The 24783-nt window shown below is 67.3% G+C and carries 25 protein-coding genes; 20 read left to right on the top strand and 5 right to left on the bottom strand.

What is annotated here, in order from left to right; genetic code table 11:
• Positions 1 to 161: 161 nt before the first annotated feature.
• From rplO to JCM7685_RS13550, 19 genes are all read left to right on the top strand, one after another.
• Positions 162 to 647: a 50S ribosomal protein L15 gene (gene rplO, locus JCM7685_RS13640; RefSeq protein WP_074966074.1), complete on the top strand. Its 486-nt coding sequence runs from the start codon at positions 162 to 164 to the stop codon at positions 645 to 647.
• A 105-nt stretch (positions 648 to 752) separates the two neighbouring features.
• On the top strand, positions 753 to 2129 hold the full coding sequence (gene secY / locus JCM7685_RS13635) for a preprotein translocase subunit SecY (protein WP_074966075.1): 1377 nt from the start codon (positions 753 to 755) through the stop codon (positions 2127 to 2129).
• Positions 2130 to 2168: 39 nt separating this feature from the next.
• Positions 2169 to 2825, top strand: a complete 657-nt coding sequence (locus tag JCM7685_RS13630; protein WP_074966076.1) for an adenylate kinase — start codon at positions 2169 to 2171, stop codon at positions 2823 to 2825.
• Positions 2826 to 2986: 161 nt separating this feature from the next.
• Positions 2987 to 3355 carry a 30S ribosomal protein S13 gene (rpsM, locus tag JCM7685_RS13625; protein WP_074966077.1) on the top strand — a complete coding sequence of 123 codons (369 nt, stop codon included), beginning with the start codon at positions 2987 to 2989 and terminating at the stop codon, positions 3353 to 3355.
• A 12-nt stretch (positions 3356 to 3367) separates the two neighbouring features.
• Complete coding sequence (gene rpsK, locus JCM7685_RS13620) at positions 3368 to 3757, top strand: 30S ribosomal protein S11 (RefSeq protein ID WP_011747123.1); 390 nt, start codon at positions 3368 to 3370, stop codon at positions 3755 to 3757.
• A gap of 120 nt (positions 3758 to 3877) precedes the next feature.
• On the top strand, positions 3878 to 4894 hold the full coding sequence (locus tag JCM7685_RS13615; RefSeq protein WP_074966078.1) for a DNA-directed RNA polymerase subunit alpha: 1017 nt from the start codon (positions 3878 to 3880) through the stop codon (positions 4892 to 4894).
• A gap of 111 nt (positions 4895 to 5005) precedes the next feature.
• Entirely contained in the window at positions 5006 to 5428 is a 423-nt protein-coding gene (rplQ, locus tag JCM7685_RS13610; protein WP_074966079.1) for a 50S ribosomal protein L17, read from the top strand.
• 349 nt (positions 5429 to 5777) lie between these two features.
• Positions 5778 to 6389: an autoinducer binding domain-containing protein gene (locus JCM7685_RS13605; RefSeq protein WP_074966080.1), complete on the top strand. Its 612-nt coding sequence runs from the start codon at positions 5778 to 5780 to the stop codon at positions 6387 to 6389.
• Between the two features lie 66 nt (positions 6390 to 6455).
• Positions 6456 to 7046: an acyl-homoserine-lactone synthase gene (locus JCM7685_RS13600; RefSeq protein ID WP_074966081.1), complete on the top strand. Its 591-nt coding sequence runs from the start codon at positions 6456 to 6458 to the stop codon at positions 7044 to 7046.
• A gap of 61 nt (positions 7047 to 7107) precedes the next feature.
• Complete coding sequence (locus JCM7685_RS13595; RefSeq protein ID WP_074966082.1) at positions 7108 to 8436, top strand: replication-associated recombination protein A; 1329 nt, start codon at positions 7108 to 7110, stop codon at positions 8434 to 8436.
• On the top strand, positions 8436 to 8807 hold the full coding sequence (crcB, locus tag JCM7685_RS13590; RefSeq protein ID WP_074966145.1) for a fluoride efflux transporter CrcB: 372 nt from the start codon (positions 8436 to 8438) through the stop codon (positions 8805 to 8807). The genes JCM7685_RS13595 and crcB overlap by 1 nt, the downstream gene beginning before the upstream one ends.
• Complete coding sequence (locus tag JCM7685_RS13585) at positions 8804 to 9847, top strand: RluA family pseudouridine synthase (RefSeq protein ID WP_074966083.1); 1044 nt, start codon at positions 8804 to 8806, stop codon at positions 9845 to 9847. Before crcB ends, JCM7685_RS13585 begins: the two co-directional genes overlap by 4 nt.
• Positions 9844 to 10506, top strand: coding sequence for an HAD-IA family hydrolase (locus tag JCM7685_RS13580; RefSeq protein ID WP_074966084.1), 663 nt, complete (start codon positions 9844 to 9846; stop codon positions 10504 to 10506). Before JCM7685_RS13585 ends, JCM7685_RS13580 begins: the two co-directional genes overlap by 4 nt.
• Positions 10499 to 11209 carry an ATP12 family chaperone protein gene (locus JCM7685_RS13575; protein WP_074966085.1) on the top strand — a complete coding sequence of 237 codons (711 nt, stop codon included), beginning with the start codon at positions 10499 to 10501 and terminating at the stop codon, positions 11207 to 11209. Before JCM7685_RS13580 ends, JCM7685_RS13575 begins: the two co-directional genes overlap by 8 nt.
• Positions 11210 to 11360: 151 nt before the next feature.
• On the top strand, positions 11361 to 12386 hold the full coding sequence (locus tag JCM7685_RS13570) for an amino acid ABC transporter substrate-binding protein (RefSeq protein ID WP_074966086.1): 1026 nt from the start codon (positions 11361 to 11363) through the stop codon (positions 12384 to 12386).
• Positions 12387 to 12498: 112 nt separating this feature from the next.
• Complete coding sequence (locus JCM7685_RS13565) at positions 12499 to 13752, top strand: amino acid ABC transporter permease (RefSeq protein WP_074966087.1); 1254 nt, start codon at positions 12499 to 12501, stop codon at positions 13750 to 13752.
• Positions 13753 to 13755: 3 nt separating this feature from the next.
• Positions 13756 to 15210 (top strand): amino acid ABC transporter permease, encoded by a 1455-nt coding sequence (locus JCM7685_RS13560; protein ID WP_074966088.1) that lies wholly within the window; start codon positions 13756 to 13758, stop codon positions 15208 to 15210.
• 9 nt (positions 15211 to 15219) lie between these two features.
• The gene (locus tag JCM7685_RS13555; RefSeq protein WP_074966089.1) at positions 15220 to 15984 is read left to right on the top strand and encodes an amino acid ABC transporter ATP-binding protein; all 765 of its coding nucleotides are present in this window, start codon (positions 15220 to 15222) and stop codon (positions 15982 to 15984) included.
• A gap of 383 nt (positions 15985 to 16367) precedes the next feature.
• Entirely contained in the window at positions 16368 to 17207 is an 840-nt protein-coding gene (locus JCM7685_RS13550; protein ID WP_074966090.1) for a calcium-binding protein, read from the top strand.
• Positions 17208 to 17346: 139 nt separating this feature from the next.
• On the opposite strand, the gene JCM7685_RS13545 is transcribed toward JCM7685_RS13550, so the two are convergent.
• On the bottom strand, positions 17347 to 18207 hold the full coding sequence (locus JCM7685_RS13545; RefSeq protein WP_074966146.1) for a D-amino-acid transaminase: 861 nt from the start codon (positions 18205 to 18207) through the stop codon (positions 17347 to 17349).
• Positions 18208 to 18373: 166 nt separating this feature from the next.
• On the opposite strand from JCM7685_RS13545, the gene JCM7685_RS13540 reads away from it, so the two are divergent.
• Complete coding sequence (locus JCM7685_RS13540; RefSeq protein ID WP_074966091.1) at positions 18374 to 19330, top strand: L-malyl-CoA/beta-methylmalyl-CoA lyase; 957 nt, start codon at positions 18374 to 18376, stop codon at positions 19328 to 19330.
• A 387-nt stretch (positions 19331 to 19717) separates the two neighbouring features.
• On the opposite strand, the gene JCM7685_RS13535 is transcribed toward JCM7685_RS13540, so the two are convergent.
• From JCM7685_RS13535 to JCM7685_RS13520, 4 genes are read right to left on the bottom strand one after another with little or no spacing between them, the layout of a single operon-like run.
• Complete coding sequence (locus tag JCM7685_RS13535; protein WP_074966093.1) at positions 19718 to 21337, bottom strand: ABC transporter ATP-binding protein; 1620 nt, start codon at positions 21335 to 21337, stop codon at positions 19718 to 19720.
• Positions 21334 to 22146 (bottom strand): ABC transporter permease, encoded by an 813-nt coding sequence (locus tag JCM7685_RS13530; RefSeq protein WP_074966094.1) that lies wholly within the window; start codon positions 22144 to 22146, stop codon positions 21334 to 21336. The genes JCM7685_RS13535 and JCM7685_RS13530 overlap by 4 nt, the downstream gene beginning before the upstream one ends.
• Positions 22143 to 23081 carry an ABC transporter permease gene (locus tag JCM7685_RS13525; RefSeq protein WP_074966095.1) on the bottom strand — a complete coding sequence of 313 codons (939 nt, stop codon included), beginning with the start codon at positions 23079 to 23081 and terminating at the stop codon, positions 22143 to 22145. Before JCM7685_RS13525 ends, JCM7685_RS13530 begins: the two co-directional genes overlap by 4 nt.
• A gap of 49 nt (positions 23082 to 23130) precedes the next feature.
• The gene (locus JCM7685_RS13520; protein ID WP_074966096.1) at positions 23131 to 24765 is read right to left on the bottom strand and encodes an MFS transporter; all 1635 of its coding nucleotides are present in this window, start codon (positions 24763 to 24765) and stop codon (positions 23131 to 23133) included.
• Between the last annotated feature and the right edge of the window lie 18 nt (positions 24766 to 24783).

Genomic DNA, 24783 nt, shown 5'->3' with positions numbered 1-24783 from the left:
CCAAGGGCGCAATCGTTGTTCAGCCACAATATTTCTTGTAGCGCGGCGCGCAATGGGCTATTCGCGCAGCGCGCCGGCAAATCTGCCGACTCAACAAGCAAGAAATGCCGTGTCCGCCCCCTTGCGCTTCATGGGGCGCTTCCGGCTCAAGGAGAAGCGATATGAAACTGCATGAAATCCGCGACAACGAAGGCGCCAACCGCAAGAAGAAACGCGTCGCGCGCGGCCCGGGCTCGGGCAAGGGCAAGACTGCCGGCCGTGGTATCAAGGGCCAGACCTCGCGCTCGGGCGTCGCGCTGAACGGCTATGAAGGCGGCCAGATGCCGCTCTATCGCCGTCTGCCGAAGCGCGGCTTCAGCAAGCCGAATCGCCTGGACTTCGCCGTGGTGAACCTGGGCCAGCTGCAGGCCTTCGTCGATGCCGGCAAGCTGGACGCCAAGGCCGAGGTGACCGAGGACGCGCTGGTCGCGGCCGGCGTCATCCGCCGCAAGCTGGACGGCGTGCGTGTGCTGGCCAAGGGTGAGCTGAAGGCTGCCCTGACCCTGACTGTCGCCGGCGCGTCGAAAGCCGCCGCCGAGGCGATCGAGAAGGCCGGCGGCAAGATCACCGTTACCCGCGCGGCGAAAGAAGAAGCCGCGGCCGAATAAGCTGTTGAAGGGGCCGCCCGCGCCCAATAGATAGCTATCCAAGTTTTCCTTAGCGCCGCGGGATCGGAAAACGATCCGGCGGCGCTGCCATGAAGGGGCACATCAATGGCGTCAGCCGCAGAACAGATGGCCGCGAACCTGTCCTGGGGCGCGCTCGGCAAGGCGACCGAGCTGCGCCAGCGGATCTGGTTCACGCTTGGTCTTCTCATCATCTATCGCCTCGGCACCTATATCCCGGTGCCGGGCATCGACGGCGCGAGCCTGCGCAACTTCATGGACCAGGCCCAGGCCGGCATCGGCGGGATCCTCTCGATGTTCACCGGCGGCGCGCTGGGGCGGATGGGCGTCTTCGCGCTGGGGATCATGCCCTATATCTCGGCCTCGATCATCGTGCAGCTGATGGCCTCGATGGTGCCGGCGCTGGAGCAGCTGAAGAAAGAGGGCGAGACCGGGCGCAAGAAGATCAACCAGTACACGCGCTACGGCACCGTGGCGCTGGCGCTGTTCCAGGCCTGGGGCCTGGCCGTCAGCCTGGAGCACGGCAACCTCGCGCATGAGCCGGGGCTGTTCTTCCGCGCCTCGGTGGTCATCACCCTGGTCGGGGGCACCATGTTCCTGATGTGGCTGGGCGAGCAGATTACCGCCCGCGGCATCGGCAACGGCATCTCGCTGATCATCTTCGTCGGCATCGTGGCCGAGATCCCGGGCCACTTGGCGCAGTTCCTGGCCCAGGGCCGCACCGGCGCCATCTCGACCCCGGTGATCCTGGGGGTGATCGTGATGGTGGTGGCCGTGATCGCCTTCGTGGTGTTCATGGAACGCGCCCTGCGCAAGATCCACATCCAGTATCCCCGCCGCCAGGTCGGGATGAAGATCTACGACGGCCAGTCCTCGCACCTGCCGATCAAGGTCAACCCGGCCGGCGTGATCCCGGCGATCTTCGCCAGCTCGCTTCTGCTGCTGCCGATCACCATCTCGACCTTCTCGGGCAACCAGACCGGCCCGGTGATGTCGACGATCCTGGCCTATTTCGGCCCCGGTCAGCCGCTCTACCTGCTGTTCTTCTGCGCGATGATCGTGTTCTTCACCTATTTCTACACGTTCAACGTCAGCTTCAAGACCGACGACGTGGCCGAGAACCTGAAGAACCAGGGCGGGTTCATTCCCGGCATCCGGCCCGGCAAGCGGACCGAGGATTACCTGAGCTATATCGTCACCCGGGTGCTGGTGATCGGCTCGGCCTATCTGGCGGCGGTCTGCCTGCTGCCCGAGATCATCCGCCACCAGCTGGCGATCCCCTTCTATTTCGGCGGCACCTCGGTGCTCATCGTGGTCAGCGTGGTGATGGATACGATCAACCAGGTGCAAAGCCACTTGCTTGCCCATCAATACGAGGGTCTGATCGAGAAATCGCAACTGCGCGGCAAGCGCTCGGGCAAGACGGGGGCGGCCAAACCCCGCAAGGCTCCGGCGCGGCGCTGAGGGGAAACCCACCAAAAAGGGTAGGAGAGGGACGATTACATGGCGATCAACATCATTCTGCTGGGCCCGCCCGGCTCCGGCAAGGGCACCCAGGCCCGCCGCCTCATCGAGGAGCGCGGCCTGGTCCAGCTGTCCACCGGCGACATGCTGCGCGAGGCGCGCAGCTCGGAGACCGAGATGGGCAAGCGCGTGGCCGAGGTCATGGACCGGGGTCAGCTGGTCACGGATGAGATCGTCATCGGCCTGATCCGCGAAAAGCTGGGCCAGGGCGGCAACGGCTTCATCTTCGACGGCTTCCCGCGCACGCTGGCCCAGGCCGACGCGCTGCAGGCGCTGATGGCCGAGACCGACCAGCAGATCGCCGCGGTGATCGAGATGCGGGTGGACGATGCCGCGCTGGTCAGCCGCATCTCGGGCCGCTTCACCTGCGGCAATTGCGGCGAGGTTTATCACGACCAGACCAAGCCGACCAAGGAGCCGAGCAAATGCGACGTCTGCGGCTCGACCGACCTACGCCGGCGCGCCGACGACAACGAGGACAGCCTCAAGACCCGGCTGATGGAATATTACAAGAAGACCTCGCCGCTGATCGGCTATTACTACGTCAAGGGCAATCTGCACACGGTGGACGGCCTGGCCGAGATCGACGAGGTCGCCGCCGCCGTCGCCAAGGTGCTGGACCGGCTGCCGGCCTAGGGTTGACCTTGGCTTGCGAATCCCTTAATTCGCAGCATCTCGCATGAGAATCACCCTGCAAGGGGTGGCCGTTCAAGGGCCCGGAGGCGATGCTTTCGGGTCTTTGGTTGTGAAAAAAGGTTCCGGTGCTACGGAACCGCAACGCAGAAAAGGAAGCACGCGTGGCTCGTATTGCTGGCGTCAACATTCCGACCGGGAAGCGCGTCCCGATCGCACTGACCTATATCCACGGCATCGGCTCGAAATTCGCCGATGAGATCGTCACCGCCGTCGGCATCGAGCCGTCCCGCCGCGTGAACGAGCTGTCGGATGCCGAAGTCCTGAAGATCCGCGAATACATCGACGCCAACTACACCGTCGAAGGCGACCTGCGCCGTGAGACGCAGATGAACATCAAGCGCCTGATGGATCTGGGTTCCTATCGTGGCCTGCGCCACCGTCGTGGCCTGCCGGTCCGCGGTCAGCGCACCCACACCAATGCCCGCACCCGCAAGGGCCCGGCGAAGCCCATCGCCGGCAAGAAGAAGTAAGGGGGAACGGACATGGCACGCGATAAAACCCGTATCAAGCGCAAGGAACGCAAGAACATCGCCACCGGCGTGGCGCATGTGAACTCGTCCTTCAACAACACCAAGATCCTGATCTCGGACGTGCAGGGCAACGCGATCTCGTGGTCGTCGGCCGGCACCATGGGCTTCAAGGGCTCGCGGAAATCGACCCCCTACGCCGCCCAGATGGCCGCCGAGGACGCGGGCAAGAAAGCCCAGGAACACGGCGTCCGCACCCTGGAAGTCGAAGTCCAGGGTCCCGGCTCGGGCCGCGAATCGGCGCTGCGCGCGCTGGCCGCCGTCGGCTTCAACATCACGGCGATCCGTGACGTGACCCCGATCGCGCACAACGGCTGCCGTCCGCCGAAACGCCGTCGGGTCTGATCCCTCGGGATTTTGACGCGTCCTGCGCGGGGCAGTCCCGTGCGGGGCGCGCTTTACGCATTTCACCTCGGGCGTTTCCGGCCACGGTCATGGGGCGGAAACTGGTATGGAGGCAAACGCATGATCCACAAGAACTGGGCCGAACTCATCAAGCCCACCCAGCTTGAAGTCAAGCCGGGCGCCGATTCGTCCCGCGTCGCCACGGTCGTGGCGGAACCGCTTGAGCGTGGCTTCGGCCTGACGCTGGGCAACGCGCTGCGCCGCGTGCTGCTGTCCTCGCTGCAGGGCGCGGCCATCACCTCGGTGCAGATCGACAATGTGCTGCACGAATTCTCGTCTGTCCCCGGCGTGCGCGAGGACGTGACCGACATCGTCCTGAACCTCAAGGGCGTGACGCTGAAGATGGACGTCGACGCACCCAAGCGCCTGACGCTCTCGGCCAAGGGTCCGGGCGAGGTCAAGGCCGGCGACATCCAGGAATCGGCCGGCATCAGCATCCTGAACCGCGACCATGTCGTCTGCCACCTCGACGAGGGCGCCGAGCTGCACATGGAACTGACCGTGGCCAACGGCAAGGGCTATGTCGCCGCCGACAAGAACCGCCCCGAGGATGCGCCCATCGGCCTGATTCCGATCGACGCCATCTTCTCGCCGGTCAAGCGCGTCAGCTACGAAGTCACGCCCACCCGCGAGGGCCAGGTGCTGGACTATGACAAGCTGACCATGAAGGTCGAGACCGACGGTTCGCTCAGCCCCGAGGATGCGGTGGCCTATGCGGCCCGCATCATCCAGGACCAGCTTTCGGTGTTCGTGAACTTCGACGAGCCCGAGACCGCCAGCCGCTCGGATGCCGAGGACGGTCTGGAATTCGACCCGCGCCTGCTGAAGAAGGTCGACGAGCTGGAACTGTCGGTGCGTTCGGCGAACTGCCTGAAGAACGACAACATCGTCTATATCGGCGACCTGATCCAGAAGACCGAAGCCGAGATGCTGCGCACCCCGAACTTCGGCCGCAAGTCGCTGAACGAGATCAAGGAAGTGCTCTCGGGCATGGGCCTGCACCTCGGCATGGATGTCGTGGACTGGCCGCCGGAGAACATCGAGGACCTGGCCAAGCGTTTCGACGACCAGTTCTAAGCGTTTCGGGGGCGGCGACGCCCCCGCAACACCCGGGCAATTCCGCCCCAAGGAGAGCGGCCCGCACGCATGGGCTGCCGGACAAAGCAAAAGACGTCATAGGAGATCATCATGCGTCACGCCCGTGGCTACCGCCGCCTGAACCGCACCCACGAACACCGCAAGGCGCTGTTCGCCAACATGGCCGGCTCGCTGATCGAGCACGAGCAGATCAAGACCACGCTGCCGAAAGCCAAGGAATTGCGCCCGATCGTCGAAAAGCTGATTACGCTGGCGAAGCGCGGCGACCTGCACGCCCGCCGCCAAGCCGATGCGCAGCTGAAACAAGACCAGCATGTCGCGAAACTTTTCGAGGTTCTGGGCGCCCGCTACAAGGACCGTCAGGGCGGTTATGTCCGCATCCTGAAGGCCGGTTTCCGCTATGGCGACATGGCCCCGATGGCGATCATCGAGCTGGTCGACCGCGATCCTTCGGCCAAGGGTGCTGCTGACCACGCCCGCCTGGAGGCCGAATCGGAAGCCGACGAATCGTAAGAAGATTAACTCTTTCTTAGGGTTAAACGAATGTTTCCAACCCGCCGCCAGGTTCTGGCGGCGGGTATTTTTGTCACAGGGAAGCGGTTTCCTGGGTTGCGGCCGAATGGCCGCCGGTCGGGCGATTCCCGTCATGGGCGATGCGGCGTCGCGGAAAACAAACAGGAATTGCCGGATCGGCTTCGCGCTTGCCTTTCTCGCCATGGCCCGGGTAAGGGTATGTGCGCCGTCAGGGTGACCCTGCGGCATGGCGGAAAACGCTGCTCGCAAATGCGGTATTGCTTGAATCCATTGCGAACCATGCCATTTTTCGTGCTAACCCTGTGAAACGCAATCTGTCCAAAAAGTCATGTCATCTCGCGCGGAAATCAATGCAGCACTCGCCAAGTTGAAAAAGCTCGCCCCGGCGGGTTATTTCATCGGGCTGCACATACGTTTTGCTGCACCGCTGATGCAGTTCCAGACCTATAACAAGGAATGGGCGCAGCGCTATTCCGAACGGGCCTATGCCCTGCGCGATCCCACCATCGCCTGGGGCTTCTCGACCACCGGCACCTGCCGCTGGAGCGTGCTGCCGATTCCCGACCCGTTCTCGATCCTTCAGGACGCGGCGGATCACGGCCTGCGCTACGGCCTGGCGGTCGCCTATGGACCCATCAAATCGCGCACGATTTGTTGCTTTGCGCATGACAAACGGGAATTCACGGATGACGAGATCGAAGCGATCTCGGCCATGGTACGACGGCTTCACGACATCACAGAGCCGCCGGAGAGCCTGACGAAGGCTCAGCAAGAGGCCCTTCGGTGTATCGCAGAGGGGGATCGTCATGCAGCGGCGGCTGCCAAACTTGGTATTACGGAGAGCGCATTCAAGGCTCGTCTCATTTCGGCGCGTGAAAGACTGATGGCGCGCACGACTGCCGAGGCGCTGCAACGGGCCAAGGACTACCGCTTGCTATAAACGGTCCGTCCACCGTTGCGGTTTACACCTGGGGGCCACCACCACCACAAACCCCAGGAGAAGACCATGCAGACCACCACACTTTCCTTCGCCAACCTGCACAACCACGGCGAACTCTTCGCGAACATCTTCCGCGCCCGAAAACAGAGCTTCATCGTCCAGAAGCGCTGGAAGCTGCCCCAGACGGACGACATGGAGTTCGACCAATACGACACGCCCATGAGCCGCTGGGTCGCAATCCACGAGCATGGCCGGGTGATGGCCGGCGTGCGGCTGACCCCCACCACGGCCAGCTGCGGCATGTATTCCTACATGATCCGCGACGCGCAGCTGGACCTGCTGGGCGGCTCGATCCCGCAGAACCTGCTCGACGGTCCCGCGCCGGTCGAGCCGGGCACCTGGGAAGCCAGCCGGCTCTTCGTCGACCACACCATCCCGCAGCGCGACCGTCGTCGGGTGCAGCTGGCCCTGGTGCAGGAAATGACCAACTCGGCCCGGGCGCTGGGTGCGTCGCGGCTGGTCTGCCTGGTCGCCTCGACCTGGCCGCGCTGGCTCAAGCCCGCTGGGCTTGATGCGCAAGCGATGGGCCCGGTGGTCTGGATCGACGACGGCTATTTCCAATGCGTGTCGATCAACCTGACGGCCAAAATGCATTGATGCAGGCCGCCGGGAGGAGGGCCTTTCGCAGGCGATGCGGGCGGCGTAACATGCCGCCCGCATGGCAGACCTATTCGACACCGCGCCCCCCGCAGGCGAACCCGCGCGCGACAAGACGCGCCCTCTGGCCGACCGGATCCGTCCGGCGCGGCTGTCCGATGTCGTCGGCCAGGACAAGGTGCTTGGCCCCGACGGTCCGCTGGGCGCCATGCTGGGCGCCGGCAGCCTGTCCTCGCTGATCCTCTGGGGCCCGCCGGGGGTGGGCAAGACCACCATCGCCCGGCTTTTGGCGCAAGAGACCGACCTGGCCTTCGTGCAGATCTCGGCGATCTTCTCGGGCGTGCCGGAACTGCGCAAGGTTTTCGACGCCGCCCGGCTGCGCCGTCAGCAGGGGCGCGGCACGCTGCTGTTCGTGGACGAGATCCACCGCTTCAACAAGGCGCAGCAGGACAGCTTCCTGCCGCATATGGAGGACGGCACCATCACCCTGGTGGGTGCCACCACCGAAAACCCCAGTTTCGAGCTGAACGCCGCGCTGCTGTCCCGCGCCCAGGTCATCGTGCTGGAGCGCCTGAGCCTTGCCGACCTCGAGCGCCTGACCCAGCGCGCCGAGCAGGAGTTGGGCCGGCCGCTGCCGCTGGCCGCCGAGGCCCGCGACCGGCTGCTCGAAATGGCCGATGGCGACGGACGCGCCGCGCTGAACCTGATCGAGCAGGTGATGGCCTGGAAGGTCGCGGGCAAGCTCGACACCGACCAGCTGTCGCAGCGGCTGATGCGGCGGGCCGCCAAATACGACAAGTCGGGCGACGAGCACTACAACCTGATCTCGGCCCTGCACAAATCGGTGCGCGGCAGCGACCCGGACGCCGCGCTTTATTGGTTCGCCCGCATGTTGGAGGGCGGCGAGGACCCGCGCTATCTCGCCCGCCGCATCACCCGCATGGCGGTCGAGGACATCGGCCTGGCCGATCCGGCGGCGCAGCGCCATTGCCTGGACGCCTGGGCGCTTTACGAGCGGCTGGGCAGCCCCGAGGGCGAGCTGGCGCTGGCGCAGGCGGTGATCTATCTTGCGCTGGCGCCGAAATCCAACGCCGGTTACGTCGCCTACAAGGGCGCGCGGGCCCTGGCGCGCCAGTCGGGCAGCCAGATGCCGCCGGCGCATATCCTGAACGCGCCGACCACGTTGATGAAGGATCAGGGCTATGGTGCCGGCTATGCCTATGACCACGATGCCGAGGACGGTTTTTCCGGCCAGGACTATTTTCCCGAGGGGATGAAGCGGCCGGTGCTCTACCTGCCGGTGGAGCGCGGATTCGAGCGCGACCTGAAAAAGCGCGTTGAATGGTTCGCCGGCCTGCGCCAGAAGCGGCGAACAGAGGGCAAAGCATGATGAAACACACCTTCCTTCAGGTCGCGCTTGGCGGCGCGCTGGGGTCCACGGCGCGTTACGGCGTCAATATCCTGGCCGGGCGGCTGACCACGCTGCCGCTGGGCACGCTGACGGTCAATGTCACCGGCTGCTTCGTCATGGGGCTGCTGGCCGCCGTCCTGGCCTTCAAGGGCGGCCAGCACCTGGCGCCGCTGCTGCTGACCGGGGTTCTGGGCGGCTACACCACCTTTTCCGCCTTTTCGCTGGACACGCTGGTGCTGTGGGAACGCGGCGCCACCGGGACGGCGCTGGCCTATGTTCTGGGCTCGGTCGTCCTGTCTCTGGCCGCGGTCACCGCGGGGCTGGCCGTGGGACGGAGCGTCTTCGCATGAGCGTGCAACTGATCCGCATCGGCGTGGACGAGGGCGACCAGCGCATCGATCGCTGGCTGAAGAAGCGTTTCCCGCAGCTGACCCAGGGCGCGGTGGAAAAGATGTGCCGCACCGGCCAGCTGCGCGTGGACGGCGGCAGGGTCAAGGCCAATACCCGCATCGAGGCGGGGCAAGAGGTCCGCGTGCCGCCGATCCCCGAAGGCGCGGCGCCGGCGCCGGCCGCCAAGCCCCGCGTCAAGCCGTCCGATGCCGAGATGATCCAGTCCTGCGTCTTGTGGCGCGACGAGCATATCATCGCCCTGAACAAGCCGCCGGGCCTGCCCTCGCAGGGCGGCAGCGGCCAGGGCGACCGCCACGTGGACGGGCTGACCGAGGCCTTGATGTTCGGCTACAAGGACCGGCCGAAGCTGGTGCACCGGCTGGACAAGGACACTTCCGGCGTCTTGCTGCTGGCGCGGACCGACCGCATCGCCCGCGCGCTCAGCGAGGCGTTCCGGCACCGGCTGACCCGCAAGATCTATTGGGCCGCCGTGGCGGGCGTGCCGCATCCGCGCATGGGCTCGATCAAATACGGCCTGGTCAAGGCGCCGGGCCGCGGCCGGGGCGGCGAGGGCGAGAAGATGGTCGCCGTCCTGCCCGGCGAGGTGGCGACGACCGAGGGCGCCAAGCGCGCGCATACCGATTACGCCGTGCTGGACGCGCTCGGCGGCCGGGTCAGCTGGGCCGCCATGGTGCCGATCACCGGCCGCACCCACCAGCTGCGCGCCCATATGGCCGAGATCGGCCATCCCATCGTCGGCGACGGCAAATACGGCGGCTCGGGCCAGGAAAACCTGGGCGACGGCTGGGGCGCGCAACTGGGCGGAGAGATCAGCCGCAAGCTGCACCTGCACGCCCGCATGATCCGCTTCGAGCATCCGATCACCAAGAAGCAGATCACCGTCACCGCGCCCTTGCCCGAGCACATGGCGCGGACGTGGAAGACCCTGGGCTGGTCCGAGCAGGACGTGCCCGAAGACCCCTTCGCCGAGGTGCCATGAAGCTGGTCGTCTTCGACATCGACGGCACGCTGGTCGACAGCCAGCACGAGATCGTGCAGTCCATGAACAGCGGCCTGGCGGATGCCGGCCTGCCCGAGATGGCGCCGGCCGAGATCCTGTCCATCGTCGGCCTGTCGCTGCCGGTCGCCGTCGCCCGGCTGCTGCCCGGCGCGGGCGCGGACCTGGTCGAGCGGGTGGTCGGCGGCTATCGCACGGCCTTTATTGCTTCGCGCGCGGCCGGGGCCGTCCCGCCGCTCTATCCGGGCGTGCTGGAATGCCTGGACGCGCTGGCGGGACGCGAGGGCGTGGTTCTGGGCATCGCCACCGGCAAGCCGGCGCGCGGACTGGCCGCGATCCTGGCGGCGCATGGCCTGACGCAGCGTTTCGTCACCCGGCAATCGGCGGACGGCCATCCCTCGAAACCGCATCCGGCGATGCTGGAAAGCGCCCTGGCCGAGACCGGCATCGCCGCCCCACGCGCCGCGATGGTGGGCGACACCGTCTTCGACATGGAGATGGCGCGCACGGCGGGGCTGGCCGGCTTCGGCGTCGGCTGGGGCTATCATCCGGGCGCCGCGCTGCTTGCCACCGGGGCAAGGCTGGTCGCCCCCGATTATCCCGCGCTGACCGGCGCGCTGCTGGAGTGGGCCGATGAGTGAATGGAAAGCGCGGCGGTTCTGGACCTCGGCCAAGGTCCGCCCGGCCGGAGACGGCTGGGAGGTGGTGCTGGACGACCGGCCGCTGCGCACCCCGGGCAAGCATCCGCTGATCCTGCCGACCCAGGCGCTGGCCGAGGCCGTCGCCGCGGAATGGGACGCCCAGGCCGATGTGATCGACCCCAACCGCATGCCGCTGACCCGCGCCGCCAATTCCGCCATCGAGAAGGTGACCCCGCAATTCGACGAGGTGGCGGCGATGCTGGCCGAATACGGCGGCACCGACCTGCTGTCCTATCGCGCCCAGGAGCCCGAGGCGCTGGTCCGCGCCCAGGCCGAGGGCTGGGACCCGCTGATCGACTGGTCCGCGACCGAGCTGCGCGCGCCGCTGCGCATCACCCACGGCGTCATCCCGGTGCCGCAGGATCCGGCAACGCTGCTGAAGCTTCAGGCCGAGGTGGCGGCGCTGGATGCCTTCGGCCTGACCGCGCTGCACGATCTGGTGACGCTGCCCGGCTCGCTGATCCTGGGGCTGGCGGTGGTCCGGGGCCGCATCGACGCCGCGACCGCCCATGCCCTGGCGCGAATTGACGAGGAATTTCAGGCCGGACGCTGGGGCCGCGACGAGGAAGCCGACGCGGCCGCCGCCGCCCGCCTGGCCGCAATGCGCGATTCTGAGCGTTTCTGGCATCTCAGCCGGCGCTGACGGGATCGTTTTTCTTCTTTCTTGACGCATCGCCCTTCATCGGCACAATGCTTGTATGGGGGGAGTTCTCCAGCTCCTCGAAACACGGGCTCGCCAAAGGCAGTCTGCGGCTGGTCCCGTGGCGCGACCCGGGAACAACAGTGAGGAAATCATGAAGAGCACTGCATTCTTCGGCACCGTGACCGCGCTTGCCGTCGCGGCGTCGGGTGCCGTAGCCGCCGAAGGCGACACGCTGAAGGAGGTCAAGGCGCGCGGCGTGCTGAACTGCGGGGTGAACCCCGGCCTGATCGGCTTTGCCGCGCCCGATGCCAGCGGCAACTGGTCCGGCTTCGACGTGTCCTTCTGCAAGGCGCTGGCCGCCGCCGTTCTGGGCGACCCGGCCAAGGTGAAATACGTGCCGGCCACCGGCCAGACCCGGTTCACCGCCCTGTCCTCGGGCGAGGTGGACATCCTGGCCCGCAACTCGACCTGGACCTTCCAGCGCGACACCGACCTGAAGCTGGATTTCATCGGCGTGAACTACTACGACGGCCAGGGTTTCATGGTGCGCAAGGACCTGGGCGTCAGCTCGGCCAAGGAACTGGACGGCGCCACCGTCTGCATCCAGACCGGCACCACGACCGAGCTGAACCTGGCCGATTACTTCAAGTCCAACGGCATGACCTACCAGCCGGTGAACATCGACAGCAATTCCGAGGGCGAACAGCAATACATGGCCGGCGCCTGCGACACCTACACGACCGACGTCTCGGGCTTGGCGGCGACGCGCGCCAGCTTCGCCGATCCGGAAAACCACATCATCCTGCCCGAGATCATCTCGAAGGAACCGCTTGGCCCGGCGGTGCGCCACGGCGACAACAACTGGGGCGACATCGCGCGCTGGACGCTGTTCGCGCTGATCGCGGCCGAGGAATACGGCGTCACCTCGGCCAATATCGAGGAACTGGCGAAATCCTCGACCAACCCCGAGGTGCAGCGCCTGCTGGGCACCACCGACGATCTGGGCAAGATGATGGGGCTGGACGCCGAATGGGCCAAGCGCGCCATCAAGGCCGGCGGCAACTACGGCGAGATCTTCGCCGCCACCATCGGCGAGCAGACGCCCATCGGCCTGGCGCGCGGGCTGAACGCGCAATGGACCCAGGGCGGGCTGATGTATGCCATGCCCTTCCGCTGATCGCGGCTGACACGGGCGGCGCGAGGGTCCGACCCCCGCGCCGCCGCGCATGATCCAAGCCGGCGCCAAGAGGCCAAAGGCCCGCATACAGGCCGGCACAGGGGGTTGAACCATGGTCACCTATCCGGGGGCGGATCATCCGCCATTCCGATGGTCGATGCTTGTCTACGACCGGCGCTATCGCTCGCTGACCCTGCAAGCCGTGGTCTTCATCCTGGTGATGCTGCTGGCCGCCTGGCTGATCGACAATACGCTGCGCAACCTGTCCGACCTGGGCAAGACGCTGAGCTTCGACTTCCTGTTCCGCCGCGCAGGCTACGACATTCCGCAGCAGCTGATCCCCTACAATTCCGACGACACCCATCTGCGCGCCACCGTCGTCGGGCTGCTGAACACGCTGCTGGTCTCGGTGCTGGGGTGCGCGGCGGCGACGGTGGTGGGGGTGGTCGCGGGCGTGTTGCGGCTGTCCTCGAACTGGCTGATCGCGCGGCTGATGACGGTCTATGTCGAGGTCTTCCGCAATATCCCGGTGCTGCTGTGGATCCTGGTCAGCCTGGCGATCTTTACCGAGATCATGCCGCCCCCCAACGCCTATCGCGGCGAGAACCCGGCGGCGGGCATGATCCTGTTCGACATGGTGGCGCCGACGAACCGCTACACGGCCATCCCCTCGATCGGAATGACCAATCCGCCCGGCACCATCGCGCTGGGGCGCGAGGCGGTCAGCTGGGCCTTCGTCGCCTATGTCGCGGTGCTGGCCGCCGCCCTTGTCGGCCATCGGCTGCTGAAGCGGCGGGCGCGCCGCATCCAGGACAAGACCGGCCGCCGGCCCGCGACCTGGTGGATCACCGCGGCCATGTTCCTGCTGCCGCCGCTGGCGCTGACCTGGTATTTCGGCCTGCATCTGATCCCGCCGGTCCTGCGCGGCTTCAACTTTGCCGACGGCATCAACCTCGACAACAGCCTGGTGGTGCTGTGGCTGGCGCTGACGCTCTATACCGGCGCCTTCATCGCCGAGATCGTGCGCGGCGGCATCCTGGCCGTCAGCAAGGGCCAGACCGAGGCCGCCTATGCCCTGGGCCTGCGCCCGCGCCGCACCATGTCGCTGGTGATCCTGCCGCAGGCGCTGCGGGTGATCATTCCGCCGCTGATCTCGCAATATCTGAACCTGACCAAGAACAGCTCGCTGGCCATCGCGGTCGGCTATATGGACCTGCGCGGCACCCTGGGCGGCACCACCCTGAACCAGACCGGGCGCGAGATGGAATGCATGGTGCTGATGATGGGCATCTACCTGCTCTTGAGCCTGCTGATCTCGGGCGGGATGAACCTGTTCAACGCCCGTGTCCGACTGAGGGAGCGCTGAGCGATGAGCGAGACCCGCACCCAAGCCGCCGTCTATGTCCGCGAGACCATGCTGCCGCCCGCGCCGCCGCCCGTCACCCAGCGCGGCGCGATCAAATGGCTGCGCGAGAACCTGTTCTCGGGGCCGCTGAACATCCTGCTGACCCTGCTGGGGCTGGGCGTCCTGTGGCTGCTGATCGGCACCTTCGGGCCCTGGCTGGCGCATTCGGTCTGGAATGCCGACAGCATGGCCGACTGCCGCAGGATCGTCGCCGAGACCTGGGGCCAGGGCGCCCACGGAGCCTGTTTCGCCGTCGTCAAGCATCGCTGGAACCAGTTCCTGTTCGGCTTCTACCCGCCGGTGCTGTATTGGCGGCCGGTGCTGGCCTTCGGCCTGCTGTTCCTGGCGCTGGCGCCGGTGCTGTTCTCGGACGGCACCCGGGCGCGGCGGGTGGTGCTGGCCCTGGCCACGGTGCTGACCTTCGCCGTCGCCCAAGTGCTGGGCGCCGGTTCCGGGGTGCTGTCGGCGATGGCGGCGCTGATGCTGGCCTGGGCCGCGCTGATCGAGATGCGGCCGCGCTGGTCGCTGCTGGCAAGCCTTTTCTATCCCTTCCTCGGGGTCTGGCTGCTCTGGGGCGGCTCGCTGTGGTCCGAGATCATGGCGCTGGCGGGGTTCGGCGCCGGCTTCCTGGTCTGGAGGCTGTCGGCCGCGCGGCTGGGCCTGCTGGGCTTTGCCCTGGGGGTGGTCGCCGCGGCGGCCTGGTGGCTGCTGCTGTCGGGACCGCTGGCCGCGGCGCTGGCCGGGGTGCTGCCGCTGCGGCTGCGGCCGGTGCCCTCGGACCTGTTCGGCGGCTTCGTGCTGTCGATCACCATCGGCGTCGCCGGCATCGCGCTGTCGCTGCCGGCGGGCGTGCTGCTGGCGCTGGCGCGGCGCTCGGACCTGCCGGTGATCAAGATCCTGGCGGTGATGTTCATCGAGTTCATCCGCGGCGTGCCGCTGATCACGCTGTTGTTCGTGGCCTCGCTGCTGTTGAACTATTTCCTGCCGCCGGGGACGAATTTCGACATCATCCTGCGGGTCATCATCATGGTGACGCTGTTCGCCTCGGCCTATATGGCCGAGGTGATCCGCGGCGGACTGGCCGCCCTGCCCAGGGGCCAGTACGAGGCAGCCGACGCGCTGGGGCTGGACTATTGGAAGGCGCAGCGGCTGATTGTGCTGCCGCAGGCGCTGAAGATCTCGATCCCCGGCATCGTCTCGACCTTCATCGGCCTGTTCAAGGACACCACGCTGGTGGTCTTCGTCGGGTTGTTCGACCCGCTCAAGGGCATGACCGACACCATCCGCGCCAATTTCGAATGGAAGGGCGCCTATTGGGAGCCCTATATCTTCGTCGGCGCGATCTTCTTCATCCTCTGCTTCGGCATGTCGCGTTACTCGATGTATCTGGAACGCCGCCTGAAGCGCGACAACCGCTGAGGCCAACCCATGCAGACGCAAGCGCAGAGCCAGACCGACACCCCCGCCATCGACATCGTCAAGCTGAACAAGTGGTACGGCACCTTCCACGTCCTGCGCGACATCGACCTGTCCGTCGGCCGGGGCGAGCGCATCGTCATCGCCGGCCCCTCGGGTTCCGGCAAATCGACGCTGATCCGCTGCATCAATCGGCTGGAGGAACACCAGTCCGGCAAGATCATCGTCGATGGCACCGAGCTGACCCACGACCTGAAGAACATCGACAAGGTGCGCTCCGAAGTCGGGATGGTGTTCCAGCACTTCAACCTGTTCCCGCATCTGACCATCCTGGAAAACTGCACCCTGGCGCCGATCTGGGTGCGCAAGGTCCCCCGGCGCGAGGCCGAGGAGACGGCCATGCATTTCCTGACCAAGGTCAAGATCCCCGAACAGGCGAACAAATATCCCGGCCAGCTGTCGGGCGGCCAGCAGCAGCGGGTGGCCATCGCCCGGGCGCTGTGCATGCGCCCCCGGATCATGCTCTTCGACGAGCCGACCTCGGCCTTGGACCCCGAGATGATAAAGGAAGTGCTCGACACCATGATCGAGCTGGCCGAGGAGGGCATGACCATGCTTTGCGTCACCCATGAAATGGGCTTCGCTCAGGCGGTGGCGCATCGGGTGATCTTCATGGACCAGGGCCAGATCGTCGAGCAGAACACCCCGCACGAGTTCTTCAACAACCCGCAGAGCGAGCGGACCAGACTGTTCCTGTCGCAGATCCTGGGGCATTGACAGGCTGCCGAGAAAGGCTCCACCACGAGGCGCGCTGGACCGGAAAGCGGGAAATTCGCCTTGAAATGGCGGGGAACTTCCCGGTTCCGGCCGATCGTTGCCAGATCCCGGACGATTTCCGTCCCGACAATTCGCGGAATGCTTTTTCAGCAGCCTGCCAAGGGAGCCTGCGCGTCCGTGCCGCTGCTGGCGTGTCAAGAGACCCGCAGGTCATCGCGGGTCTCTGCTGTGCCCTTCTTCGTCCTTGGGAGTCCTCAGGAGCGCGGCTGGCGCGGCCGGCTCTCCTTGCGGGGTATTTCCGAAACGGAAAGACCTTCGCGCCGCCGGTTGCAGGGTGGGGGCGGCCGGTCTATCGTGCCGGCAAGCGCTTCGGAGACTTCGTGATGAACCAGACCATTTTCCTGATGCTGGGCCTCTTGGGCCTTGTCGGTATCGGCTCGCTGGTGTCGAGCAACGACGACGACCACGCCCCCGACGATGCGGGCGATCCCTATGGCGGCCGCGATCTGATCGAGGGCACGAACGACGCCGACACCATCACCGGCACCGCCGGCGACGATGCGATCCAGTCCTATGACGGCGACGATTCCGTCGATGCCGGCGCCGGCGACGACCTGGTCTGGACCGGCTACGGCAACGACACTGTCAGCGCCGATGCCGGCGACGATGAGATCTATCTGGGCTATGGCGACGACGTCTACGGCGCCGAGAACTCCGGCGTGAACGAGGGCGACGACACCATCGACGGCGGCGAGGGCAACGACAGCATCACCACCAACCTGGGCCATCACTCGATCACCGGCGGCCGCGGCGACGACACGATCTTCGACAACGGCGGCACCGTCTATATCGACGGCGAGGAAGGCGACGACCTGATCCTCTCGCCCGACGATTCCGACCCCGATGCCCCCGACACGCTGCTGGGCGGCGACGGCAACGACACCATCCATGCCGGCGGATACGACATCGTCGATGGCGGCGACGGCGACGACACCTATATGCTCAGCTCCGCGGCGGGCGGCGCGGCGGACATCACCTACAGTTCCGACGACACCATCGTCATCACCCTGGCCGAGGACTATGCCGGCGAGGGCGACTATACGCTTGAGCAGGATGGCGACGACGTGCAGCTGCTTCTGGACGGCAAGGCCGTCGCCGTGCTGCGCGACACGCTGGTCGATGCGGTCGGCGCGATCGACGTGGTCAGCGCCTCGGCCACCTGAACGCCAGGGGCGCGGGCTTTCCCGGTCCGCGCCCCTGCTTTTTCCGTTTTATGAAGCGTTCGATCGTCCGGAGGATCCGGCAAACCTGTTCCTGCCGTGCCGGACCGAAGGGGCGCATGGCCCCGGCACGACGGTCGCCTCAGATCGCCGTTTTCAGCGATTCCTCCAGGTAAAGCTCGCGCAGCCGCGTCGCAACCGGCCCGGGCCGGCCCGATCCCAGCGCGACGCCATCGACCTCGACCACCGGCATGACGAAGGCCGAGGCCGAGGTGAAGAAGGCCTCGTCCGCCGCCTGCGCCTCGGCGATGGTGAAGGGGCGTTCCTCGATCTGCATCTGCGCCTCGGCGGCATAGCGCAAGAGCGAGGCGCGGGTGATGCCGTGCAGGATGTCCTGCGACAGCTGGCGGGTGATGATCCGGCCGTCCTTGACGATATAGGTGTTGTTCGAGGTGCCCTCGGTGACGAAGCCGTCCTCGACCAGCCAGGCGTCGTCTACGCCGCGGCGCTTGGCCTCCATCTTGGCCATCGAGGGATAGAGCAGCTGCACCGTCTTGATGTCGCGCCGCCCCCAGCGCAGGTCCTCGACCGAGACCACGCGCATCCCGGCCCGCGCCTGCGGGTTGTCGGCCAGGCCCGGCTTCGACTGCGTGAACAGCACCACCGTCTGCGGCGTATCCTCGGGCGGATAGGCGAAGTCGCGGTCGCCCGGGTTGCCGCGGGTGACCTGCAGATAGATCATGCCCTCGTGGATGCCGTTCAACTCGACCAGCTTGCGGTGGATCGTCAGCCATTCCTCGGCGGACAGCGGGTTGCCCATCTGCAATTCCCCCAGCGAGCGGCCCAGCCGCGCCAGGTGCCCGGCAAAGTCCAGCAGCTTGCCTTGCAGCACGCTCGTCACCTCGTAGACGCCATCGGCCATGACGAAGCCGCGGTCGAAGATCGACACCCTGGCTTCGGTTTCCGGCAGGTATTCGCCATTCAGGTAGACGGTGCGGGTCATCATTCCCTCCAATTCGCAACGGCTGCTGGCGTGGTCCTGCGCCCAAAGCGGCGGGGCGTCAAGATGGCCGTCCTTTCGCGGTTGCGAAATGGGCTTGATGCAGGCGCAGCAATTATCTATCGGTTTTCCTGTCCGCCTTGAAATATCCTTATCCGAAAGGCCAGCCATGTCCCTGCGCATCCAACCCGCCGCCCCCGCCCGCCTGAACCGCTGCCAGCTGTTCGGCCCCGGTTCCCGCGAGGCGCTGTTTCAGAAGATGGCCGGCTCGGCCGCCGACGTGATCAACCTGGACCTCGAGGATTCGGTGGCGCCGGACGACAAGGCGCAGGCGCGCCGGAACATCATCCAGGCCATCGGCGACATCGACTGGGGCAACAAGACGCTGTCGGTGCGCATCAACGGGCTGGACACGCCGTTTTGGTATCGCGACGTGGTCGACCTGCTGGAACAGGCCAGCGACCGGCTGGACCAGATCATGATCCCCAAGGTCGGCAATGCCGCCGACGTCTATGCCGTGGACGCGCTGGTCACCGCCGTCGAGGCCGCCAAGGGCCGCGCGAAACGCATCAGCCTGGAGGTGATCATCGAATCCGCCGCCGGCATCGCCCATGTCGAGGAGATCGCGGCGTCCTCGCCCCGGCTGCAGGCGATGAGCCTGGGCGCCGCGGATTTCGCCGCCAGCATGGGCATGGCCACGACCGGCATCGGCGGCACCCAGGAAAACTATTACATGGCGCATGAGGGCGCGCGCTATTGGGCCGATCCCTGGCACTGGGCGCAGGCCGCCATCGTCGCCGCCTGCCGCACCCATGGCGTGCTGCCGGTCGACGGCCCCTTCGGCGATTTCGGCGACGAAGAGGGTTTTCGGGCGCAGGCGCGCCGCTCGGCCACGCTGGGCATGGTCGGGAAATGGGCCATCCATCCCAAGCAGGTGGCGCTGGCGAACGAGGTGTTCTCGCCCAGCGAAGCCGCGGTCACCGAGGCGCGCGAGATCCTGGCCGCGATGGAACAGGCCACCAAGACCGGGGCCGGCGCCACGGTCTACAAGGGCAGGCTTGTTGACATCGCGTCCATCCGTCAGGCACAAGTGATCGTGAGGCAGGCAGAATTGATCGGCGCCTGACCAAAGGAATACCTGGGTGGCCACGCGGGGAGGCTGGCCGCCATCACAGGGGAGGAGCAACAGGCCTTGCGCATAGCAAGGCCTGTTGTCATTTCGGCCAGGGCGCCGAGAAAATCACAGGATTTTCATGGAATTGTCATAGTGCCCGGCGCGCGGCGGTCGCGGCGCATCCTTCCGGCCGCGCGGCCGGGGCGCGGGGCTGTCGCGGATTGGGCGACCGGTGGCGCGGCGCAAGCTGCGGGATGGGTGATTCGGGCATGGCGGGCAGCCCGCCGGGAAAGACGGGGGTCGACGCGGTCTCGCGGCGATCGGTCCCGGCGCGGGCTGTCGGCGCGCCGTCGGTGTCGGGTTTCATTCTGGGCCTCGCTTTCGTCCGGCCCGCGGCAGTTATGGTCCGGGCGGCGGCAGCGCAAGGGGGCTGGCGGGAATGTGAGCCCAGGCCGCCGGGATGCGCGGCGTCGCCGCCAGCAGCGCCCGGGTATGGGGATGCTGCGGCGCCTCCAGCAGCTGGTGCGTGGGGCCGGCCTCGACGATCCGGCCGTGCTGCATGATCAGCACCCGGTCGGTGATCTGGCGCACCACCGACAGGTCGTGGCTGATGAACAGATAGGCCAGGCCGTGGCTGACTCGCAGCCGCGCCAGCAGGTCCAGAACCTGCCCGCGCACCTGCACGTCCAGGGCGCTGACCGCCTCGTCCAGCACGATCAGGCGCGGGCGGATGATCAGCGCCCGGGCGATGGCGACGCGCTGGCGCTGGCCGCCCGAGAGCTCGTGGATGCGCCGGCGCATGGCATCGCCGCGGATGCCGACCTCGTAGAGCGCCTCGGCCACCTGCTCGCGCCAATCGGCGGGCCGTCCGGTCAGGTGGAAGGGCTCGGCCACCAGCCGCTCGACCTTCCAGCGCGGATCGAAGCTGCCGAACGGGTCCTGGAACACCGCCTGCATCTGCGCGCGCAGGGCCCGGGGCATGGCGCGACCGGCCCGCACCTGTTGCCCGTCGAGCAGGATGCGGCCCTGCTGCAGCGGGTCGAGGCCCAGGATGGCCCGGGTCAGCGTCGATTTCCCGCAGCCGGATTCGCCGACCAGCCCGACCGATTCCCCGGCGTCGATGCGGAAGCTGACCCCGTCCACCGCCCGGAACCGTCCCGGCGGCGCCCGCCACCCCACGCGCGGCAGCGGGTATTCGCGCACCGCCTCGCGCACCTCCAGCAGCGGCCGCGGCTGGCCCGAGGCCAGCACCAGCCGCGGCTGCCGGGTCGCGGCGGCCAGCAGCGCGCGGGTATGGGCATGGTCCGGCCGGCGGAATACGGTTTCGGTCGGGCCTTCCTCGACGATCCGGCCCTGCTGCATGACCGCCACCCGGTCGGCGATGCCGGCGACCACGGCCAGGTCGTGGGTGATCAGCAAAAGCGCCATGCCCTCGTCCCGCACCAGCCCCTTGAGCAGGTCCAGGATCCGCGCCTGCGTGGTCACGTCCAGTGCCGTCGTCGGCTCGTCGGCGATCAGCAGGTCGGGGCGCTGGGCAATGGCGATGGCGATGGCGACGCGCTGGCGCTGGCCCCCGGAGAGCTCATGCGGATACAGCGTCAGCGGAAAGCGCGGCGCCTGCAGCCCGACCCGGTCCAGCCGGCCGCGGGCGCGTTCCAGCGCCTGGTCGCGGGGCAGGGACTGGTGAAGGCGCAGCACCTCGGCCACCTGTTCGCCGATGGTCATCAGCGGGTTCAGCGCCGTCATCGGTTCCTGGAAGATCATGCCCAGCCGGTTGCCGCGCAGGCGGCACAGCGCGTATTCCGGCAGGTCCAGCAGGTTGCGGCCGTCCAGGTCCACCCGGCCCTCGGCCCGCATGCCCGGCGGCAGCAGCCCCATGATCGCCAGGGCGGTGACGGATTTGCCCGAGCCGGATTCGCCCATCAGCGCGGTGATCCGGCCGGGCGGCAGGCGCAGATCGACGCCGCGCAGGATCGGGTCGTGGCCGATGTCGACCGAGAGATTGGCCGTCTCGATCATGGCGACCTGCGCAGCCTGGGGTCCAGCGCGTCGCGCAAGCCATCGCCCAGCAGGTTCAGCCCCAGCACCGTCAGCACGATGGCCAGGCCCGGGACGACGGCGACATGCGGCGCCAGCGAGATCATGGTCTGCGCCTCGGCCAGCATTCGGCCCCAGCTGGGCGTCGGCGGCTGCGCGCCAAGGCCGACATAGCTGAGCCCGGCCTCGGCCAGGATGCCCAGGCTGAACTGGATGGTGGCCTGCACGATCAGCAGGTTGGCGATGTTCGGCAGGACGTGCTGGATGCTGATCCGGGCCGCGTCCTTGCCGGCGACTTCGGCCGCGCGGATATAGTCCAGCGTCCAGGTCGGCAGCGCGGCGCCGCGCGTCACTCGGGCAAAGACCGGGATATTGAAGATGCCGATGGCGATGATCGCGTTCACCGCCGAAGGTCCCAGCGCCGCGGTGATCAGGATGGCGATGACCAGGCTGGGAAAGGCGAAGACCAGGTCGTTGCCGCGCATCACCGCCTCGTCCAGCCAGCTGCCCGCGCGCGCGGCCGCGAGCAGGCCCAAGGGCACGCCGAAGCCCATGCCGATGCCGACGGCGACCAGCGCCACCGCGATCGAGGTCCGCGCGCCGACCATGATCATCGCCAGCATGTCGCGGCCGAAATGGTCGGTGCCCAGCCAATGCGCGGCCGAGGGCGGCTGCAGCTTCTGCGCGATGGCGATCTGGGTCACGTCGCCCGGCGTCCAGACGAAGGACAGCAGCGCCGCGACCAGCGCCAGCCCGGCGAGGACGCCGCCGAAGGCCAGCGACCATCTCATCGGCGCAGCCTCGGGTCGACCAGCGCATAGCTGAGGTCCACGAGGAAGGTGACCAGGATCACGGCAGCGACCAGCACCAGCACCGCGCCCTGCACCACGATCAGGTCGCGCTGGGTGATGGCCTGAAAGATCAGCCGGCCCAGGCCCGGCAGGTAGAACACGTTCTCGATGATGATGGCCCCGGCCAGCAGGAACGAGAATTGCATGCCGAGAACGGTCAGCACCGGGATCAGCGCATTGCGCAGCGCGTGGCGGGTCAGCGCCTGCCCGGCGGTCAGCCCCTTGGCGCGGGCGGTGCGGATATAGTCCTGGCCCAGGGTCTCGACCAGGGCCGAGCGCAGCACCCGCGCCAGGATCGCGGCCTGCGGCAGCGCCAGCGCGACGGCGGGCAGGATCAGCGCTTTCAGCGCCGCGCCGGGGTGGCTCCAGCCCGGAAAGCCGCCGGCGGGCAGCAGGCGCAGGTTCACCGCAAAGACCAGCACCAAGAGCATGGCGAACCAGAAATTCGGCAGGGCGATGCCGATCTGGGTCGCGCCCATCACCGCCGTCTCGGCCGGCCGGCCCCGGCGCGCGGCGGCGAACATGCCGATGGGCAGCGCCACCGCCGCCGCCAGCACCAGCGCCAGCAGCGCCAGGGGCAGCGAGACCTGCAGCCGGTCGAGGATCATCCCCGCCACCGGTGTCTTGTAGGTGAAGCTGTGGCCAAGGTCTCCGGTCGCGACGCCGCCGAGCCAGTGCAGGTAGCGCAGCGGCAAGGGCAGGTCCAGTCCCAGCTGTTCACGCAGCGCGGCAACGGTTTCGGGCTGCGCGCCGGTGCCCAGCATGAAGCTGGCCGGGTCGCCCGGCACCAGTTCCACCACCGCAAAGATCAGCGCCGAGGCCACGAGCAGGCTCAGGCCGAGCGAGATCAGGCGTCTGGTCACATAGCGCAGCATGGCAAAACGCTAATCCGGGGACCGGCGGCGGTAAAGGTGGCTATAAGGTTCAAGGAACCTCGATCTTGCCGATCAGCGGCACGTCGTCGTCCAGGCTGACGCTGTGGCGCTCGATCATGCGGTGCACCTGCGGCGGCTCGGCGCCGCGATGCAGGCGGTTCAGGTCCTGGTAGGTCTCGAAATCGGCCTTGGTGCGGCGCAGGTTGTGGCGCACATATTCGTCCCAGGTGGCGATGTGATAGCTTTCGGTCCAGCGCTCGGGGTGTTCCAGATCGCGCAGCAGCGCCCAGCCGCGCGCACCGTCGCGGCGGCGGATATTGCGGCGCAGGGCCATCAGGCGCAGGAACTCGGGCACGTCGACCTGGTCGATCTCATAGTCGATCATCACCATGATCGGGCCGGAACGGCCGCGCAGGTCCAGCGCCAGCTCGGGCTCGCGAAAGCGGTTCACCGGGTCCAGATCCAGCGTGCCGAATTCCGGGATGCGCAGCCAGTAGCCGGCGATGGCGCCCAGCATCAGCGGCACCGAGGCGGCGACCAGCGCGGTGTTCACGCTGTAATTGTTCGCGACCGAGCCCCAGATCCAGCTGCCCGCCGCCATGCCGCCGAAGACCGCCGTCTGGTAGAGCGCCAGCCCGCGCGCCACCACCCAGCGCGGCGTCGACAGCTGCACGGTGACGTTGAAGAGCGACAGCGCCAGCACCCAGCTGGCGCCGGCGGGCAGCATGGCCAGCGCGTGGACCCAGGTCTGTTCGGTCAGCCCCAGCAGCAGCGCCGCGCCGGCAAAGGCCGCGAAGGCCAGGCGCACGACGTTTTCGTTGTTCAGCCGCTCGCGCACCATCGGGTTGATCAGCGCGCCGCCGATTGCCCCCAGCCCGAAGCAGCCGAGCAAGAGCCCGAACAGCAGCGAGCCACCCGAGGGGTTCTGCTTGGCCACCAGCGGCAGCAGCGCCATGATGACGATGGCGGAAAAGCCGAAAAGCGCGCCCCGCGACATCACCCGGACCAGGTTCGGCGACAGCGCGACATAGCGCAGCCCGGCGCCGACGGCGGCGACGAAGGGCTCGGGCGTGGTGGTGCGCGGCGGCGTAACCGGATGCCAGCGCGCCAGGGCGCCCAGCAGCGGGATATAGCTGACCGCGTTCACCGCGAAGGCGGCTGCGGCGCCGAAGGCCGCGGTGATGATGCCGCCCACCGCCGGTCCGACGCTGCGCATCAGGTTGAAGCCGACCGAGTTCAGCGACACCGCCGCCGGCAGGTCCTCGCGCGGGACCAGGTCCTGCATGCTGGCCTGCCAGGGCGGGTTGTAGATCGCCTGGCCGACCCCGATCAGGAAGGTCAGCGACAAGAGCAGCAGCGGCGTCATCCAACCCTGCCAGGTCAGCACCGCCAGCAGGACCGACACCACCGCCATGAACACCTGCGCCCCCAGAAGCAGCGTGCGCCGTTCCAGGATGTCGGCCAGCGCGCCCGACAGCAGCGCGAACAGCATGATCGGCAGCGTGTTCGAGGCCTGCACCAGCGCGATCAGCGTGGCCGAGTTGGTCAGCTGCGTCATCATCCAGGCGGCACCCACCGCCTGCACCAGCGCGCCGAAGTTCGAGATCAGCGTCGCCGACCACAGCAGGCGGAAGTCATGGTGCCGGAACGGGGCAAAGGGGTTCTTGCGGGCAGTCGCTGGCATCGGGGGTAACCTGTTCGC

Origin of the sequence: Paracoccus aminovorans (assembly GCF_900005615.1) — a bacterium.
GTDB lineage: Bacteria > Pseudomonadota > Alphaproteobacteria > Rhodobacterales > Rhodobacteraceae > Paracoccus > Paracoccus aminovorans.
The sequence above is the reverse complement of the archived record's forward strand: the minus strand, read 5'-3'. Positions and strand labels throughout refer to the sequence as shown.